We start from the raw sequence: 14,786 nt of genomic DNA, 5'->3' as shown, positions 1-14,786 counted from the left end.
CATGGCAATCCAGCAAATTTGTACCTTCTTTCTCAACAACACTCGGTTTGGCATTGGGGTTGAACATGTCCAGGAAATTATTCGACAACAACCCCTCACTCAAGTTCCCCTTGCAGCTCCAGATGTTTGCGGCTTGATGAACCTTCGCGGACAAGTCATTCCGGTGGTGGATTTACCCTGCCGTTTAGGCCTACGATCAGCACCCTGTGGAAGTGAAAAAGAAACCGTTTACAACATCATTGTGAGTGCTGAGGATGATGTTGTCAGTTTTATTGTTGATGATATTGGAGATATTTTGGAGTGCTCGACAGAAACCTTAGAGCCACCTCCAGCCACGCTTGATACCTATATTCGATCGTCTTTAACAGGTGCTTATAAACTTGAACATGATTTTCTGCTCTTGTTAAATACTCAAAAGATTCTAGATCCAGCATTAACCAGGAGATCCTAATGCCTTCTGATTCTACACAGACTGCGGAACAACCGTTGGAATCAACACCCATCACCCAGGCATCCTTCCAAGAATTGCTTGCAGCGCTCCAAACAGCCAATGCTGGTGACTTTTCCGTTCGTTTAGATGAGACGAATGGCTGGGGTGAGGTGGCTCGAGAGTTTAATCAATGGGTCAGCCGTAACCAAGCCTTTGCTCAGGGCATCAGTGAAGTTAGCCAGCGGGTTGGCGTTGAAGGAAATTTAACAGAGCGGTTAATCTTGGACGGAGCAACAGAAACCTGGGCTAGCAGTGTCGAATCTATCAATCACCTCATCCACCATTTGGTGACGCCAACAACAGAAGTCCAAAGGGTTTTGAGTGCGATCGCTCAGGGTGATCTAACGCAACGCATGCCTCTGGAGATGGATGGACAGCCCCTTGCAGGGGATCTGCAGCACCTTGGCACCATCGTCAACGACCTGGCGAATCGGCTCCATCTCCTTACGAATCAGGTCATACACGTTGCCAGAGAGATTGGCACTGAGGGGCATTTAGGCACGACCGCAGCCGTTGAAGGTGCAGCCGGCACCTGGCAAGAGCTCATTGATAGCGTCAATGCCATGGCATCTCAGATAACGGCACAAGTCCGGAGCATTGCCGATATTGTGCTTGCCGTTGCCCAGGGTGATCTGGCAAACCAGATCGAGGCCGATAACGTTGGAGAGTTCCGCGCGCTCACAGGCAACGTGAACCAAATGATTAAAAACCTGCAAAACACGATGCGCCAAATGGCAGACATTGCAACCACTGTTGCAACGGCGTCCGAAGAACTAACCGCCGTCAGTGGTGAAATGACCAACAATGCGGGTCAAACTGCTGAGCAGGCCTCTTCTGCATCGGCATCGGCAGAACAGGTTAGCCAGAATGCTACAACCGTTGCAACCGCGATTGAGGAGATGAACGTCAGCATTCGAGAGATTGCAAAAAGTGCCGCTGATGCGGCCAGAGTGGCCGCAGATGCCGTTAAAACCTCTGACGAAACGAACGTGAACATTACAAAACTGGGGCAGAGCAGTATTGAAATTGGTAAAGTGATTAAAGTCATTACCTCGATCGCCCAACAAACGAACCTGCTGGCGTTGAATGCCACAATCGAAGCCGCACGCGCAGGGGATGCGGGCCGAGGATTTGCCGTGGTTGCCAACGAAGTCAAAGAATTAGCGAAACAAACCGCAGCCGCAACGGAAGATATTAGCCAACGGATTGAAGCCATTCAGACGGATACCAAGAGTGCGATCGAGGCTATCACTCAAATTACAACCGTGATCAATCAAATTAACGATATTCAAAATACAATTGCTAGTTCCGTTGAAGAACAAACAGCCACAACCAATGAAATTGCTCGTAATGTCTCGGAAGCCGCTAAAGGCAGCTCAGACATTGCCAAGAATATTAGCGTGGTAGCGCTCAATGCTCAAACAACTACCACAGGAGCCAGCAACACCTCTGAGGCCGCGGCAGAACTTGCCCACATGGCTGCCAACTTACAAACGATCGTCAGGCAATTTCGTGTTTGAAACTTGCTCATCTCAACGGTTATTTTTCCTGCCCTTTACACGGAAAAATAACCTTTTCGACCAGATTGAAAGCACGCTCTATCGTGTTTACCTTCAATAGGTGGGCAATATCAGCCGCAGAAGCCGCAGTTCTTAAGGGACTGTGACTTCTGGTCACTAGAAAGTTAATCGAGGCAGGCTCCAAAAATTATGCTCTCAAAATTATGCCAACCATTCGGGTTTTAATTGTGGATGATGCGGTGATGGTGCGAAGCCGTCTCAGCAAAGTCCTGGCTACCGATCCTGCTATTGAAATTGCGGGAGTTGCCGCAACAGGACAGATTGCTTTAGCAAAATTGGCGCAACTCAATCCGGATGTGGTCATCCTGGATATGGAAATGCCCGATATGGATGGCTTACAAATTCTGGCGCATATTCGTCAGAATAATACCCATCTGCCTGTGATCATGTTCAGCTCTATGACAACCAGGGGAGCAACGGTCACCCTCGATGCCCTGACCTTAGGGGCCTCTGACTATGTAACGAAACCCAGCCATCTCGGAAACGTAGACGACGTTACTCAATACCTGAAAGACACCCTGATTTCGAAAATCAAAGCCCTGAGCAGAAAAGCTACTCACAAAGCGGAAACCTCACCCCTTACCTCCGTTCCTCTTCGCCAGTTCAATCGGCCGAAAGAAATGGTAGAGATCGTTGCAATTGGAGTTTCTACCGGTGGTCCCAATGCACTGGGAACCTTACTAGCAGATGTACCACCCGATTTTCCTGTGCCGATCGCCATTGTGCAGCACATGCCACCCATGTTTACCCGACTGCTGGCAGAGCGTCTGACAACCAAATGCGCACTACCCGTTCGAGAGGCGATCGCCGGAGCCACCCTCAGTCCTGGCACCATCTGGATTGCTCCCGGTGATTACCATCTCACCGTAAAACAGGTTAATTCTGTTGTGCAACTTGCTACCGAGCAAACCCCTCCCAAAAATTCCTGCCGCCCCTCCGTCGATGTGCTATTCGAATCGGTAGCCCAGGTTTATGGCGATCGCACCCTCGGCGTTATCCTGACGGGCATGGGGCAGGATGGGCTGCGGGGATGTGAGCAGATTCGCGATCGCAATGGGCAAATTTTGGCTCAGGATGAGGACAGCAGTGTCGTTTGGGGAATGCCAGGATTTGTGGCAAATGCAGGCTTAGCCGATGCCGTGTTGCCTCTCGACCAGATCATGCCAGAGATTTTGCGGCGGGTCAGCCGCGCCTCTTTCGTTGGGGGATGAGGGGATGACACAACGAGCCCTAGATTTTAACTATCTCCGAACCCTGGTGTTTGAGCAGTCTGGAGTTGTTTTGGAAGCTCACAAGGATTACCTTGCGGAACTGCACCTGGATAAACTGGCTACTCAGACTGGATTTGAGTCGATCGCCGCCTTTACCGAACATCTTAAAACCATTCCATTGAGTACCCTGCATACTCAAGCCGTCGAAGCGCTACTGATTAGCGAAACCTCCTTCTTCCGCGATCACTACCCCTTCGAAGCCCTCTGCACCTCGATTCTCCCCCCTCTCATTCAGTCACGTTCCAGCAATCGAATGCTCAATATTTGGAGTGCTGGTTGTTCGACTGGACAGGAGCCTTACAGTATTGCCATGCTCATCCGCGAATCGTTTCCAGAGTTAGCAAACTGGACAGTTCGTTTGATTGCCAGTGATTTATCAACCCGATCGCTTGACCGGGCGCGCCAGGGAATCTACAGCAATCTGGAAATTAACCGGGGACTGACGCCGGTGATGCGCGATCGCTATTTTCACAAAACCGGGCAATCCTGGCAAATTAATGATGACATTCGACAGATGGTTGAATTTCAGCAACTCAACCTGCTCCATTCCTGGGATACGCTCCCTGAACTCGATGTTATCTTTCTCAGGAACGTCCTCATTTATTTCAATAGCGATACCAAACAGTCCATTTTGAATAAGGTGCAACGCTATTTACGAGAAGATGGGTTTTTGTTTCTCGGTAGTGGTGAGACAACGTTTTACCTCGATCCTAGATTTGAAGCAGTCCACGGCAAGACAAGCCTTTACCATCGACTACGCAATTCATCGCAATAAATAACCTGAGTTCGGGTTAAGAGCGTTTTCGAGTGCCGCGCGTTGCGCGGCACTCGAAAACGCTCATTTTGGCGTGCGCTTTGCGCACGCCAAAATGAGCACTGCAGCTTATCCCGAACTGAGGTTAAATACTGTACATCCCAGCGAACCAACGAGACGGTGAACCAACTCCGCATGGGAGGATGCTTGCTTGAAACGGAAGAGGCTTACTTCTTGAACATTCCCTGCGCTTTAACCATATCTAGAAACGCAAAAACTGGCGGTGATAAAAGCGCACTGGCCAGTACCGCCATCCAGATCTCGCGATAGAGCGGTACAGGAAGACTGTAAACCTGTACATTCTCTGGAATGGGTTCCGCTGCAAGGCGGGGCATAATCGTCACCCCCAAACCCTGCGCCATCATGCTAACAATGCTGGAGTCTGCGTTGACATAGTAGTCAACATTGAGCGTTACGCCGTGGGCCTCGCAGTGGGCGTATACCTCCTCATCGTGCATATCCCCTTCCGCAAACATGATCAATGGATAACGACTCAACTGCTCCCAAGTTAATGTTACTCCTGGGTGCTGGAACGGCATCGGAATCAGCACGACATATTCATCCTCGAACACTTTCCACTTTTCGAACTCATCACCGAGAGGGCTGTCAATAAAGCCAACATCTGCACGACCTCGGCGTAAATCCTCTTCAATCACCTGGTTATTCCAGTTGTCAGAAATGCGAATCGCTACATTGGGAAACTGCTGACGAAAGCGGGCCAATACATTTGACAAAATATGCGTCGTTACACTGCGAAAGGACGTAATGCGTAGGTCACCGCCCCGCAGACTATTGGAAAGGCGGGCTTCGGTAAACATATCTTCCTGAAGTTTCACAATCTGCTGGGCATAGGCCACCATCCGTTCACCAATGGGCGTCAGATGGGCCCCGTAGCGCCCCCGGGAGAACAGCACCACCCCCAATTGCTCTTCGAGCATCGCGATCGCCCCACTGACCGACGATTGCGAAAGGCCCAACTGCAACGCAGCATCGCTGAAGCTACTGCGCTCTGCAACAGCCAGCAACGTCTGCAATTGGGATAGGGTCATGGAGGTACGCGATTTGCGTTTCATGATGGCACCAGAAACAGCAGGGTGAGGGAGAAAACCCTTCCCATAAACAGCCTTCCGATCCATCGGTAAAACCGATGGAGGCGATAGGTAGAGTATTTTGATTTCATTCTGAGCCGTTTATACAGTAGACCTATACACAAAAAATAGAACCAACCGTATGAGATTTACGACACAAAGCCCTAGAGACAGGGCAGGTTTCCTTGCGGCTTCCAAGCCGTTACAGCATCACCCAATCCGCGAAAAGATTCAGCATCTTTGGCGCCGCATGGTGATGAGTTTGAGAGAGGATGACACTGCGTTGCAAGTTTGGTTGACGCGCGATCGCTCCGGCGAGGCCGTGTGGCATGGCTACGACACTCGCACAGGTCGAGCTATCCACAATGCCTCGGAAAGTGAAGTACGTCAGTGGGTTGAGCTGCAACAGCGACAACCTGGCGCAAAATCTTGCCTGGAAGTCTGCCGATAAGCCAATCATTCAATTGGAAATAGCTTCCGGTTGGCTACTTCGGGTTAGATGCGATCGCGAGGCTCTGCCTCATTAGAAGAGACAGAGCCTCTAGCTGACACATCATTTATGTTGAAATCCCGATGATAAGAATGGAAGATTCTACCCAAATTCACATCGACCGGGATTGGAATCATTGCTAACCAATTACGTGGATGCACGTGATCACGAGTTTTTTTGTTTTCGTTAATTAGGACTTTTATCTAAGCCACTCAATTCGATTAAACACAAAACCTGAAATGCTGCGGTATCCGCTTCACGGATGTTAAAGCGTTTCAGGTTTTGTGTTTAATGATGCCAACCCATTAAGGTGCTAACAAATGGGCAGTACTGGACTCGAACCAGTGACATCCTGCTTGTAAGGCAGGCGCTCTACCAACTGAGCTAACCGCCCGCGTTCCGCTTTATCCGGAGCACGATTTACTAATGTAGCAGATAATCGCGACTTTAAAACCAAAAAGCTTAAAAGACCCCAAAAGCAAATTGCACCGCTACTGCGGTGCAATTCACAATTCTCTTCACTTACAAATGGGCAGTACTGGACTCGAACCAGTGACATCCTGCTTGTAAGGCAGGCGCTCTACCAACTGAGCTAACCGCCCGCGTTCCGCTTTATCCGGAGCACGATTTACTAATGTAGCAGATAATCGCAACTTTAAAACCAAAAAGCTTAAAAGACCCCAAAAGCAAATTGCACCGCTACTGCGGTGCAATTCACAATTCTCTTCACTTACAAATGGGCAGTACTGGACTCGAACCAGTGACATCCTGCTTGTAAGGCAGGCGCTCTACCAACTGAGCTAACCGCCCGCGTTCCGCTTTATCCGGAGCACGATTTACTAATGTAGCAGATAATCGCAACTTTTATGTGCAAAAAATGCAAAAAAAGGTTGAAACATAAATTGCACCGCAGTAGCGGTGCAATTTATGTTTTATGAAATGAATGGGCAGTACTGGACTCGAACCAGTGACATCCTGCTTGTAAGGCAGGCGCTCTACCAACTGAGCTAACCGCCCGCGTTCCGCTTTATCCGGAGCACGATTTACTAATGTAGCAGATGATCGCAACACTGCAAACAAAAAATACAGCAATTCAGCAATTCTCATTTTGAAATTAGGCCCGAAAACCGCGCGCCAACGGCGCGCGGTTTTCGGGCATCAAAGCCAAGAGTTCACGCCCGTAGGGCGTGAACTCTTGGCTTTGATGCCCATACTGAGAATTGCTGACAGCAATTCTCATTTTGGAATAAAGCTCATTGTGAAAATTGTGGTTGGAACCCAGAAAGAAACTGCACCGCTATAGCGGTGCAGTTCGCTTGTTATTAAAAAATGGGCAGTACTGGACTCGAACCAGTGACATCCTGCTTGTAAGGCAGGCGCTCTACCAACTGAGCTAACCGCCCGCGTTCCACTTCATCTGGAGCACGATTTATTAATGTAGCAGACTTTACGGGAGATGCAAGTTTTTTGAGAAAAGCCAGCAATTCTCATCTCGAGCTTTAAACCTGAGAGAGTTCGCAACCGACGGACGCGAACTTCATGATTCATTCGTATTCACCTTCGCCCATTACCTGCTTCTGCCGTCTGCCGTCTGCCTCCTGCCTTTCCCCCATTCTCACTCCCTGCTAGGATTCTAAAAATACGAATGTTCTACTGGGCTGCCCCATGCCCTCCGGCCACACCCACGATCGCATCACTCTCTGGACACTTCCCCTGGTTGGGATAGGAACCCTGCTTGCCACCGCCAGCAGTACCTCTACTCTGCTGATGGCAGGCGGTTATCTATTTGGGGGGCTTATGTTTGGGCCTGACCTGGATATTCACTCTGTCCAGTTCAAGCGATGGGGATGGTTTCGCTGGATCTGGATTCCGTATCAGGGGAGCCTCTCCCACCGATCGCCCCTTTCCCATTCCCCCATCACTGGCACAGCCCTGCGCATTCTCTACTTGCTGGTGTTGTTGGGCTTCTTCACATTTTTGGGGCTAGCGATGGTGAACCAGATCGGGCAACTGGGCTGGAGCTGGGGCGATATTTTTGGAGGAATGGGGCGATCGCTCTCCCAATACCGCACCCATTGGTTCACCCTGGTCATAGGGATCGAGCTCGGAGCCCTCAGCCATATCCTTGCCGACTGGGCCACCACCACCCGTCGTCGCTACAAAACTGAAGGATGGAAAGCCGTTCTTCCCAAGCAGAAGAAAACCCGCCGAAAAAGTAGTCGAAAGCGATCGCCCACACCCCGTAGCCGTCGCCCATAAAGGCAGAGAGCACAAGACAGACAACAAAGAACAAAAAGAACTCAAGACCTCTACCATCCTCTCTTGCCCTCGTACTTCCTACCCATCCACTTATCCACCCCCTATGTACTCCCAAACTCACCACCTCCTCCGCTCCCGTCAGGATGGCCAGTACCTCGTTGCCCGCGCTCGTACGGCAGATGCCGATCCTGATACGGCTCCTATCCAGTTTTTACTGTTATTTGGGGAGTATGCAGACGCCCTGAGTTACTTAAACACCCATGCAGCGGAGGCGAGCGATCGCTTCTCCGTTGAAACAATTCCAGGGAGCCAGTTGGGGGCATTACTCAAGCGGTGGGGCTATCGAGGCATTGGGGTGGTGAAAGATCCGCTAATCCCCACAGTGGAATTTCTTACCATTGAGTAAAGGTTAGGAGGAGAGAGTAGCAAAGCTATTCTCTCCCCCTAAATCCAGCAATTCTCATTTTGGAATCCAACCGGAAAACTGCTCGCCTGAGGCGAGCAGTTTTCCGGCTTCAAATCCGAGAGTCGTGCCCATAGGGCACGACTCTCGGATTTGAAGCTCACAATGAGAATTGGCTGCCCAAGACGATTGCACCTTAGAAGTGCGCCTCTAGCGTTATACAATGCTAGCTTGCGCAGGAGCGTGCATTATTCAACTGCAATTCTTGTGGGATGGGCATTTTGCCTGTCCGGGCGGGTGAGGGCACCCACCCCACAATTGACTGAGTTCATAACCTTAGCTTTAACCGCAGTTCTGTTTCCTTATTCATCATGACCAAGCAATATCGCATCACTCTCCTTCCTGGCGACGGCATCGGCCCTGAGATTTTGGCGGTCACCGTGACCGTATTGAAGGAGGTGGGCCAGCAATTGGGGATTCAGTTTGATTTCAAAGAAGCCCTAATTGGTGGAGCCGCCATCGACGCGACAGGTAACCCCTTGCCTGATGAAACCCTGGCGATCTGTAAGGATAGCGATGCGGTACTGTTAGCGGCGATCGGTGGCTACAAGTGGGATACACTGCCCAACGCGCAACGCCCGGAACGGGGATTGCTGGGTCTGCGAGCTGGTTTGGGTGCCTTCGCCAACTTGCGGCCAGCCACGATTCTGCCCCAGTTAATCGATGCTTCCAGCCTCAAGCGTGAGGTAGTGGAAGGGGTCGACATCATGGTCGTGCGCGAACTCACAGGAGGAATTTACTTCGGACAGCCACGCGGGATCTTTACCGATGAGAACGGAGCCAAACGTGGTGTCAATACCATGGTTTACACCGAGGCCGAAATTGACCGGATTGGCCGAGTCGCCTTTGAAGCCGCCCAAAAGCGCAGCAAACGGCTGTGCTCGGTAGATAAGTCTAATGTGCTTGAGGTGTCGCAGTTGTGGCGCGATCGCATCACCCTCCTGGCTTCCGAGTACCCCGATGTGGAATTGAGCCATATGTACGTGGACAACGCGGCAATGCAATTGCTGCGTAACCCCAAGCAGTTTGACACCATCGTAACGGGCAACCTGTTCGGCGACATCCTTTCCGATGCGGCAGCGATGCTAACCGGGAGTATTGGGATGCTGCCTTCCGCTAGCCTGGGTGCCAGCGGCCCTGGTGTATTCGAGCCTGTTCATGGTTCCGCCCCCGACATCGCAGGCCAGGATAAGGCCAATCCCCTTGCGCAAGTGCTCAGTGCAGCTATGATGCTACGCTACGGCCTCAGCGAACCCGAAGCCGCCAATCGTTTAGAACAAGCGGTTCAAAAAGTTCTGGATCAGGGTTACCGCACAGGTGACATCTACTCAGAGGGGATGACTCTGGTGGGTTGTCAGGCCATGGGTGATGCGTTGTTGAAGGCGCTGAGCTAAGGCAAAGGGTAGAGTGTATAGGTGGGCGAGTGGATGGGGCGCTGGTTGGGTCATGATTTCCTTGCTCCCCCTACTCATTCGCTCCCCTGCCCCCTTATTCCCCTGCTCTGCTTTATCAATTTATCGAGACTCCTGATAAATTTGGTTCGTTCCCTGGCTTTTTCGCTATGCTATTAGGCAACTTGGCGGGGTAAGTCCGTTGGGTAGCTCGGAAGTACGTTGATAGACTATTGGCGATCGCAATTGGAGAAAGCGTTGGTGTACACCTCACAATACACACAGAATCAACCCAGCACTGGCCTACCGATGGACTCGACTCATCATGAGTCGATGAGTTTTTCGGCGCTTCTGGATCCCGCCCTTTTGCATTCTGCCCGTAACATTTACCGAACTTTTTATGAAGTGCATCCTGAAGAGGTGCGTCGGCCTATTGGGATGGCGATCGATCGCTACACCCATCGCGGCAAGCTCATTTTTGGCACGAAGCCTGTGCTTCTTCCCCAAGAATGCTTCATCCCTTTGAATCAGATTGAATCTGACCTTTTCTAAGCCGTGTAAGGCTTTGAAATTGGCTCTTTTAACAAACCCCGGATTTTACCGTTAGTTTGTAGCGGCGAAATCTGGGGTTCTGTATATGGGGATCGTCGTAGCCGTCCTACGTTGGTGGTGTAACTTTCTCCCCGTCATTTCATAAGGAGGGTTTCACAACAAACAATGTTTATCTTCCATTTTTAATGGACATATTGAACCTGACTCAAAAAGCAAGCCCATGAACACACCTGCTCATGTTGTAGCAAGCCTCTTATTCCTGGGAAGACAAGATCAGGCTCTGACGTTAACCCCGGTAATCATAGGAGCTATCTTGCCCGACGCGCCAATGTTTGTGTTCTACTTCGTGGAAAAAGTCTTGTATAAAACTCCAGAAGCAATCATCTGGAGACAGGCCTACTATCAGCCCCATTGGCAAAATTTCATTGATTTTTTCAACTCAATTCCGCTGATTCTATTAGGGTTGGTTCTGGCACTATGGGCCGGTTCGCAGTTTGGAACATTACTGTTTGGCAGCATGATGTTGCACATGGCTGGAGACTTGCCGTTGCACCATGATGATGCCCATCGCCATTTCCTCCCCTTTTCAAACTGGCGATTTCAGAGCCCAGTTTCCTATTGGGATCCCCGACATTACGGGCATCTTGTCTCAGCCTTGGAAATTGTGTTTGTGATAGTTGGCTGCGTCATCTTGTTCAATTTGTACAGTTCATTACCTGGAAAAATTGCTATCGGGCTGATTGGCGTTTGTTACTTGGCTTATTTTGTATATGTCTTAACAGTTTGGGCTTAGGGTCGTGCATCTGGCAACCTGTCATTCTTTCTATGGGAATGGTGGTAAAGCCACCATTCCCATAGAAAGAATGACAGGTTGCTTTATTTGTGATTCTTAAAAACCATTTGGAAGGAGCCAATTACCGTGGCTTCAGCCTACTCAAAACTTGCATTGGAACTCCGAAGGGTAATTTTGCTATAGTCTAAGCAAAATTACCCTTCGGAGTTCTGATTTTAGAAAGGGGCAAGATTCAAACCTCTAGAAATTCACTTTCTTGCAACTAATCGTTAAAAAGTTACTGAAAAGGATTATTGCTCTATCTGGAAAAAGAAAAGAAAAGTTTGATGTCTGTTCTAACTGACCCCCACCTTCCCTTGGCCTATGCAATCTGGAATCTTTGCCGTTGTTACTATTGGCTCATATCGCCTTTATATAGGAGAGGTACATCATCTAGAGCAGCGTTGGAAGCCTGTTCTGGCTCAGCTCAACCAAGGAAATTATCCAGATATACAACTTCAGCAGACATGGAATAGGGTTGGAGGTAAACGTCGATTTACGTTCCACACCAGCAAGGATTTAATTGAAGATCTTGAGCTTTTAGAACGGGCTCAATTTCTGGCAGATGTTGAGTCACAAAGGACGGCAGTACCAAAATCGTCCAGAGGCTAAGAGCTGATAAAAAGGTGTTAGGACTTATACATTTTTGTTAGGTACGGTGTGTCTCGCTTACAGCGCTTTGCGCTTGAATTAGCCATGGTTGTTTTTGTGAGAACCTCGCGGAGCAAGGCTCTCACAAAAACCAGATTTTAAGCGCTTGAAAAGCGCTGTAAGAAATGATTTGAGAAATGATTGCAAAGGTTGATTTTCCGTACCCTTCGGGCGTGAGAAATCAGCCTTTGTAAGCCAGTTCTCTGGCATTAGTTTGGACAGTTTTTCTGAAACCTTTGATTTTGCGTGCGCTTCGCGCACGCAAAATCAAAGGTTTCAGAAAAACTGTCCAGAGTATTGTCTGGAATAGGACTGTAAAATTCATGCGGTCGTTAAACCGCTTTGCGCGAGGCTTTTGTGAATCTTCGCCATTGTGACTGCACAAACTTTCGCTGTTCCAAAAGATGCACGAGTACAAAAGCAAAGAACGTATAGACTAACCAGAAGTGGAGACTACGCGCTAAACCAACGACTTCCGCATTTTGTGGGAATAAATCTGGTAATGTCACAAGCCAAAAAAAGGAAACGACACCACTGCGGAAAGAATTGGATAGAAAAAAGCCTGATAAAGGAACAATTATCATAAACACATAGAGAGCTGTGTGTAACAGCACGCCACGTAACCATGCACCTGTCATTTTGGGACGTTGGCGGATAAACTTACGCCACCATACCTGCTGTAGGAAAAAGATGCGTGCCGTCAGTAAAGCTATAGTCAATGCCCCCATTGAGCGATGGAAGGTGTAGAAATTAGCCCTAACGGGGTCAATGGGTGCATGAGCCATCAGGACACCGACTATAAACACAACGACATAACAGGCTGCCATCACCCAATGCATGAGCCGTAATTGTTTGAAGGCTGCATTAATTCGTCCTTTGGGTACGGGTACCTGGGGTGCTGCCTCAGAACTCATCAGAAACCTCCTGGAATATGCTTCAGGCCGTTCATCACCTTCTACTATCTCCAATGGGTATGAATTCGCCGTGAATTTCACATAGAGTTTTTTCTATGATCGGCAAATCAAACTCTATAGGACTTACGCATTCTTGTTATGTGTAGCGTGCGAAGTACACTATACACAACAAGAATGCGTAAATCCTGTCTATAAAAGAGGCAACCAGGACTAAGCAGCAGCAATCAATCCATGTTTTAAGGTGAGAGTGCTTCGCACCTCCACCTTAAAACATGGGCAAACTTAAGCCGTACTGTACTAGGCGTGAAAAATCGACCCAATGCTTAGAAGAGTATCCCAAATACAAGATTGAGGGTTTAGTTTGGCACAGGATAAGGAACAAAGTTGGATGCTGTTTGAGCAGGATGACCCTGCACCGAATTGTCGAGTAACTTTGGACGCAAGCATAGGTACACAAGCGGCCCAAATAGGGGAACCAGGGCGATCGCCCAAAAAGCTACTGAACTTCTAATCCCCCGTCGTGCCATATCATCATCCAGCAATGACGTGATGGGAAAAACCAAACACATCAGGCAGAAGTCTAAGGAGATTAGATGAACAAAATTACGAGTTTGAAACTGTTCTACGTAATCATTCCAATCACCCAAAATGAGCGCATAGGCAATGATCAGAATCGTTGAAATTAATAAGGCGATCGCGGTAGACTTTCGTTCTAAGAGTCTCAACCATTGATCTTTTTCACCCTGAAACTCTTGATTTCGCTTCCGAAACAACAAGTACGGCAATAAACAGATCACCCCGGTGAAGTTGGATCCTAAAAAGTATGGCCAGCTCCGAAACCCCTGCATTCGCCCATCGGCAAACATGAGACAGGCATAAATCATGGGCCACACTCCCATCAAACTGAAGATGGCAGGCAAATATGCATTGAGGTCACCCCATTGCAAGGTTAGGAGTTTACGTGCCACATACCATGTGTAAGGCCGATCTAACGGGGCCAACCATAATGTGTAAGCAACAAACCCAATCCAAATCACCCAAAGTACAGCCCGTCTACCCATAGTCTTGGAGAAACTCATCTTCATTCCTAAGCTTCCAAATAAGAGAAATGCTTAACCTCTATCAATGGGGATGAGTTATTAGATAGGCAGGCATAACTGAACGTGAGGCGCAGAATGCTGTGCAACTAGCAAAGCGAACAGCACAGCATGATGTAGGCATCGGGTAAATTAGTCTCTGAAATTAGAGCCGGACTAATCAATTTTGGAGACAACTGCTAATACCTGCTTAAATTAGGTTAATTTTGTGGTTTTCATCTACCAAACTCTGCGAACTTTTTGCGAATGAAGGACAACAACTGTGCTGGATGAGGGGGTTATTAAGTTTGTTTGTAACTGGGAACAGGGGCCACCAATGGGAGCCGAGGAACTGGCAACCCTGATTGAGTGGCGCGATCGCATGTTCACTCTCGATTTCATTGGCACATATCCCAATGGCATTGGTTACGGCAACATTAGCCAGAAGCAAACTGAAACGTCTTTTGTCATATCGGGTACTCAAACAGGACATTTAGCCCACACCTCCTCCAGTCATTACACCGTTGTTGATAACTGGGATATTGAGCAAAATTCTCTCCACTGCATTGGCCCCGTGAAAGCCTCGTCGGAGTCTCTAACCCACGCCGCACTGTACGAGTATTCCCCTGAAATTCAGGCTATTATTCACATCCATCATTCAGCGCTCTGGCGTACTTACCAGTATGTTTTACCCACTACAGACGCGACCGTTCCCTACGGTACACCGGAGATGGCGCATGAAATGTGGCGACTTATGGAAGCCAGTGATTTGCCTCAACAGAAAATCCTGATCATGGCTGGGCATGAGGATGGCATTATCGCCTTTGGGGAAACCTTGGCGGAAGTGGGCGATCGCCTTCACCGTCTTCTTCCAAACTAAAGCGCATTTTACAGCGCTTTGCGCTTGAATCAGCC

General features: G+C 49.0%; 15 protein-coding genes and 5 tRNA genes. 12 read left to right on the top strand and 8 right to left on the bottom strand.

Annotated elements, in window-relative coordinates:
- Position 1: 1 nt before the first annotated feature.
- The 4 genes from NDI52_RS09340 (at position 2) to NDI52_RS09325 (ending at position 4,116) form a co-directional block, all read left to right on the top strand.
- Entirely contained in the window at positions 2-451 is a 450-nt protein-coding gene (locus tag NDI52_RS09340; RefSeq protein ID WP_190773408.1) for a chemotaxis protein CheW, read from the top strand.
- Complete coding sequence (locus NDI52_RS09335) at positions 451-2,010, top strand: methyl-accepting chemotaxis protein (RefSeq protein ID WP_190773409.1); 1,560 nt, start codon at positions 451-453, stop codon at positions 2,008-2,010. Before NDI52_RS09340 ends, NDI52_RS09335 begins: the two co-directional genes overlap by 1 nt.
- A 203-nt stretch (positions 2,011-2,213) precedes the next feature.
- Positions 2,214-3,281 (top strand): chemotaxis response regulator protein-glutamate methylesterase, encoded by a 1,068-nt coding sequence (locus NDI52_RS09330; RefSeq protein ID WP_190773410.1) that lies wholly within the window; start codon positions 2,214-2,216, stop codon positions 3,279-3,281.
- Between the two features lie 4 nt (positions 3,282-3,285).
- Positions 3,286-4,116 carry a protein-glutamate O-methyltransferase CheR gene (locus tag NDI52_RS09325; RefSeq protein ID WP_190773411.1) on the top strand — a complete coding sequence of 277 codons (831 nt, stop codon included), beginning with the start codon at positions 3,286-3,288 and terminating at the stop codon, positions 4,114-4,116.
- 206 nt (positions 4,117-4,322) lie between these two features.
- On the opposite strand, the gene NDI52_RS09320 is transcribed toward NDI52_RS09325, so the two are convergent.
- Complete coding sequence (locus NDI52_RS09320) at positions 4,323-5,228, bottom strand: LysR family transcriptional regulator (protein ID WP_242035976.1); 906 nt, start codon at positions 5,226-5,228, stop codon at positions 4,323-4,325.
- Positions 5,229-5,385: 157 nt separating this feature from the next.
- Between NDI52_RS09320 and NDI52_RS09315 the strand changes: the two genes are divergently transcribed.
- Positions 5,386-5,694: a hypothetical protein gene (locus NDI52_RS09315; RefSeq protein ID WP_190773412.1), complete on the top strand. Its 309-nt coding sequence runs from the start codon at positions 5,386-5,388 to the stop codon at positions 5,692-5,694.
- Positions 5,695-6,054: 360 nt separating this feature from the next.
- On the opposite strand, the gene NDI52_RS09310 is transcribed toward NDI52_RS09315, so the two are convergent.
- The 5 genes from NDI52_RS09310 to NDI52_RS09290 form a co-directional block, all read right to left on the bottom strand.
- Positions 6,055-6,127, bottom strand: a tRNA-Val gene (locus NDI52_RS09310).
- A gap of 135 nt (positions 6,128-6,262) precedes the next feature.
- Positions 6,263-6,335 (bottom strand) — tRNA-Val (locus tag NDI52_RS09305).
- A gap of 135 nt (positions 6,336-6,470) precedes the next feature.
- A tRNA-Val gene (locus tag NDI52_RS09300) sits at positions 6,471-6,543 on the bottom strand.
- 134 nt (positions 6,544-6,677) lie between these two features.
- Positions 6,678-6,750, bottom strand: a tRNA-Val gene (locus NDI52_RS09295).
- A gap of 313 nt (positions 6,751-7,063) precedes the next feature.
- Positions 7,064-7,136, bottom strand: a tRNA-Val gene (locus tag NDI52_RS09290).
- Positions 7,137-7,398: 262 nt separating this feature from the next.
- Here NDI52_RS09290 and NDI52_RS09285 point away from each other — a divergent pair.
- The 6 genes from NDI52_RS09285 to NDI52_RS09260 all read left to right on the top strand — a co-directional run bounded on the left by NDI52_RS09285 (position 7,399) and on the right by NDI52_RS09260 (position 11,842).
- Positions 7,399-7,992, top strand: a complete 594-nt coding sequence (locus NDI52_RS09285) for a metal-binding protein (RefSeq protein ID WP_190770499.1) — start codon at positions 7,399-7,401, stop codon at positions 7,990-7,992.
- Between the two features lie 103 nt (positions 7,993-8,095).
- Complete coding sequence (locus tag NDI52_RS09280) at positions 8,096-8,398, top strand: hypothetical protein (protein ID WP_190770498.1); 303 nt, start codon at positions 8,096-8,098, stop codon at positions 8,396-8,398.
- Between the two features lie 368 nt (positions 8,399-8,766).
- Positions 8,767-9,849 carry a 3-isopropylmalate dehydrogenase gene (leuB, locus tag NDI52_RS09275; protein WP_190770497.1) on the top strand — a complete coding sequence of 361 codons (1,083 nt, stop codon included), beginning with the start codon at positions 8,767-8,769 and terminating at the stop codon, positions 9,847-9,849.
- Between the two features lie 306 nt (positions 9,850-10,155).
- A complete protein-coding gene (locus NDI52_RS09270; protein WP_190770502.1) occupies positions 10,156-10,398 on the top strand; it encodes a hypothetical protein in 243 nt (80 codons plus the stop codon).
- 220 nt (positions 10,399-10,618) lie between these two features.
- Positions 10,619-11,191 carry a hypothetical protein gene (locus NDI52_RS09265; protein ID WP_190770496.1) on the top strand — a complete coding sequence of 191 codons (573 nt, stop codon included), beginning with the start codon at positions 10,619-10,621 and terminating at the stop codon, positions 11,189-11,191.
- A gap of 363 nt (positions 11,192-11,554) precedes the next feature.
- Positions 11,555-11,842, top strand: a complete 288-nt coding sequence (locus NDI52_RS09260; RefSeq protein ID WP_348256388.1) for a hypothetical protein — start codon at positions 11,555-11,557, stop codon at positions 11,840-11,842.
- A 371-nt stretch (positions 11,843-12,213) separates the two neighbouring features.
- On the opposite strand, the gene NDI52_RS09255 is transcribed toward NDI52_RS09260, so the two are convergent.
- Together NDI52_RS09255 and NDI52_RS09250 are read right to left on the bottom strand one after the other, a co-directional pair.
- Positions 12,214-12,795: a cytochrome b/b6 domain-containing protein gene (locus NDI52_RS09255; RefSeq protein ID WP_190770494.1), complete on the bottom strand. Its 582-nt coding sequence runs from the start codon at positions 12,793-12,795 to the stop codon at positions 12,214-12,216.
- A 356-nt stretch (positions 12,796-13,151) separates the two neighbouring features.
- On the bottom strand, positions 13,152-13,874 hold the full coding sequence (locus tag NDI52_RS09250; RefSeq protein ID WP_199308044.1) for a hypothetical protein: 723 nt from the start codon (positions 13,872-13,874) through the stop codon (positions 13,152-13,154).
- 280 nt (positions 13,875-14,154) lie between these two features.
- Between NDI52_RS09250 and NDI52_RS09245 the strand changes: the two genes are divergently transcribed.
- Positions 14,155-14,751, top strand: coding sequence for a class II aldolase/adducin family protein (locus tag NDI52_RS09245; protein ID WP_347280083.1), 597 nt, complete (start codon positions 14,155-14,157; stop codon positions 14,749-14,751).
- Positions 14,752-14,786: the final 35 nt, after the last annotated feature.

This window comes from Leptolyngbya sp. PL-A3 (genome assembly GCF_039962325.1).
Lineage (GTDB): Bacteria > Cyanobacteriota > Cyanobacteriia > Elainellales > Elainellaceae > Vacuolonema.
Note: the sequence above shows the minus strand (reverse complement) of the source record. Positions and strands in the feature narration are given on the sequence as shown.

Coding starts and splice junctions, on each gene's coding strand:
- NDI52_RS09320 (WP_242035976.1), bottom strand. CDS start 5,228: ATGAAACGCAAATCGCGTACCTCCATGACCCTATCCCAATTGCAGACG.
- NDI52_RS09265 (WP_190770496.1), top strand. CDS start 10,619: ATGAACACACCTGCTCATGTTGTAGCAAGCCTCTTATTCCTGGGAAGA.
- NDI52_RS09335 (WP_190773409.1), top strand. CDS start 451: ATGCCTTCTGATTCTACACAGACTGCGGAACAACCGTTGGAATCAACA.
- NDI52_RS09260 (WP_348256388.1), top strand. CDS start 11,555: ATGCAATCTGGAATCTTTGCCGTTGTTACTATTGGCTCATATCGCCTT.
- NDI52_RS09325 (WP_190773411.1), top strand. CDS start 3,286: ATGACACAACGAGCCCTAGATTTTAACTATCTCCGAACCCTGGTGTTT.
- leuB (WP_190770497.1), top strand. CDS start 8,767: ATGACCAAGCAATATCGCATCACTCTCCTTCCTGGCGACGGCATCGGC.
- NDI52_RS09250 (WP_199308044.1), bottom strand. CDS start 13,874: ATGAGTTTCTCCAAGACTATGGGTAGACGGGCTGTACTTTGGGTGATT.
- NDI52_RS09255 (WP_190770494.1), bottom strand. CDS start 12,795: ATGAGTTCTGAGGCAGCACCCCAGGTACCCGTACCCAAAGGACGAATT.
- NDI52_RS09285 (WP_190770499.1), top strand. CDS start 7,399: ATGCCCTCCGGCCACACCCACGATCGCATCACTCTCTGGACACTTCCC.
- NDI52_RS09340 (WP_190773408.1), top strand. CDS start 2: ATGGCAATCCAGCAAATTTGTACCTTCTTTCTCAACAACACTCGGTTT.
- NDI52_RS09315 (WP_190773412.1), top strand. CDS start 5,386: ATGAGATTTACGACACAAAGCCCTAGAGACAGGGCAGGTTTCCTTGCG.
- NDI52_RS09330 (WP_190773410.1), top strand. CDS start 2,214: ATGCCAACCATTCGGGTTTTAATTGTGGATGATGCGGTGATGGTGCGA.
- NDI52_RS09270 (WP_190770502.1), top strand. CDS start 10,156: ATGGACTCGACTCATCATGAGTCGATGAGTTTTTCGGCGCTTCTGGAT.
- NDI52_RS09280 (WP_190770498.1), top strand. CDS start 8,096: ATGTACTCCCAAACTCACCACCTCCTCCGCTCCCGTCAGGATGGCCAG.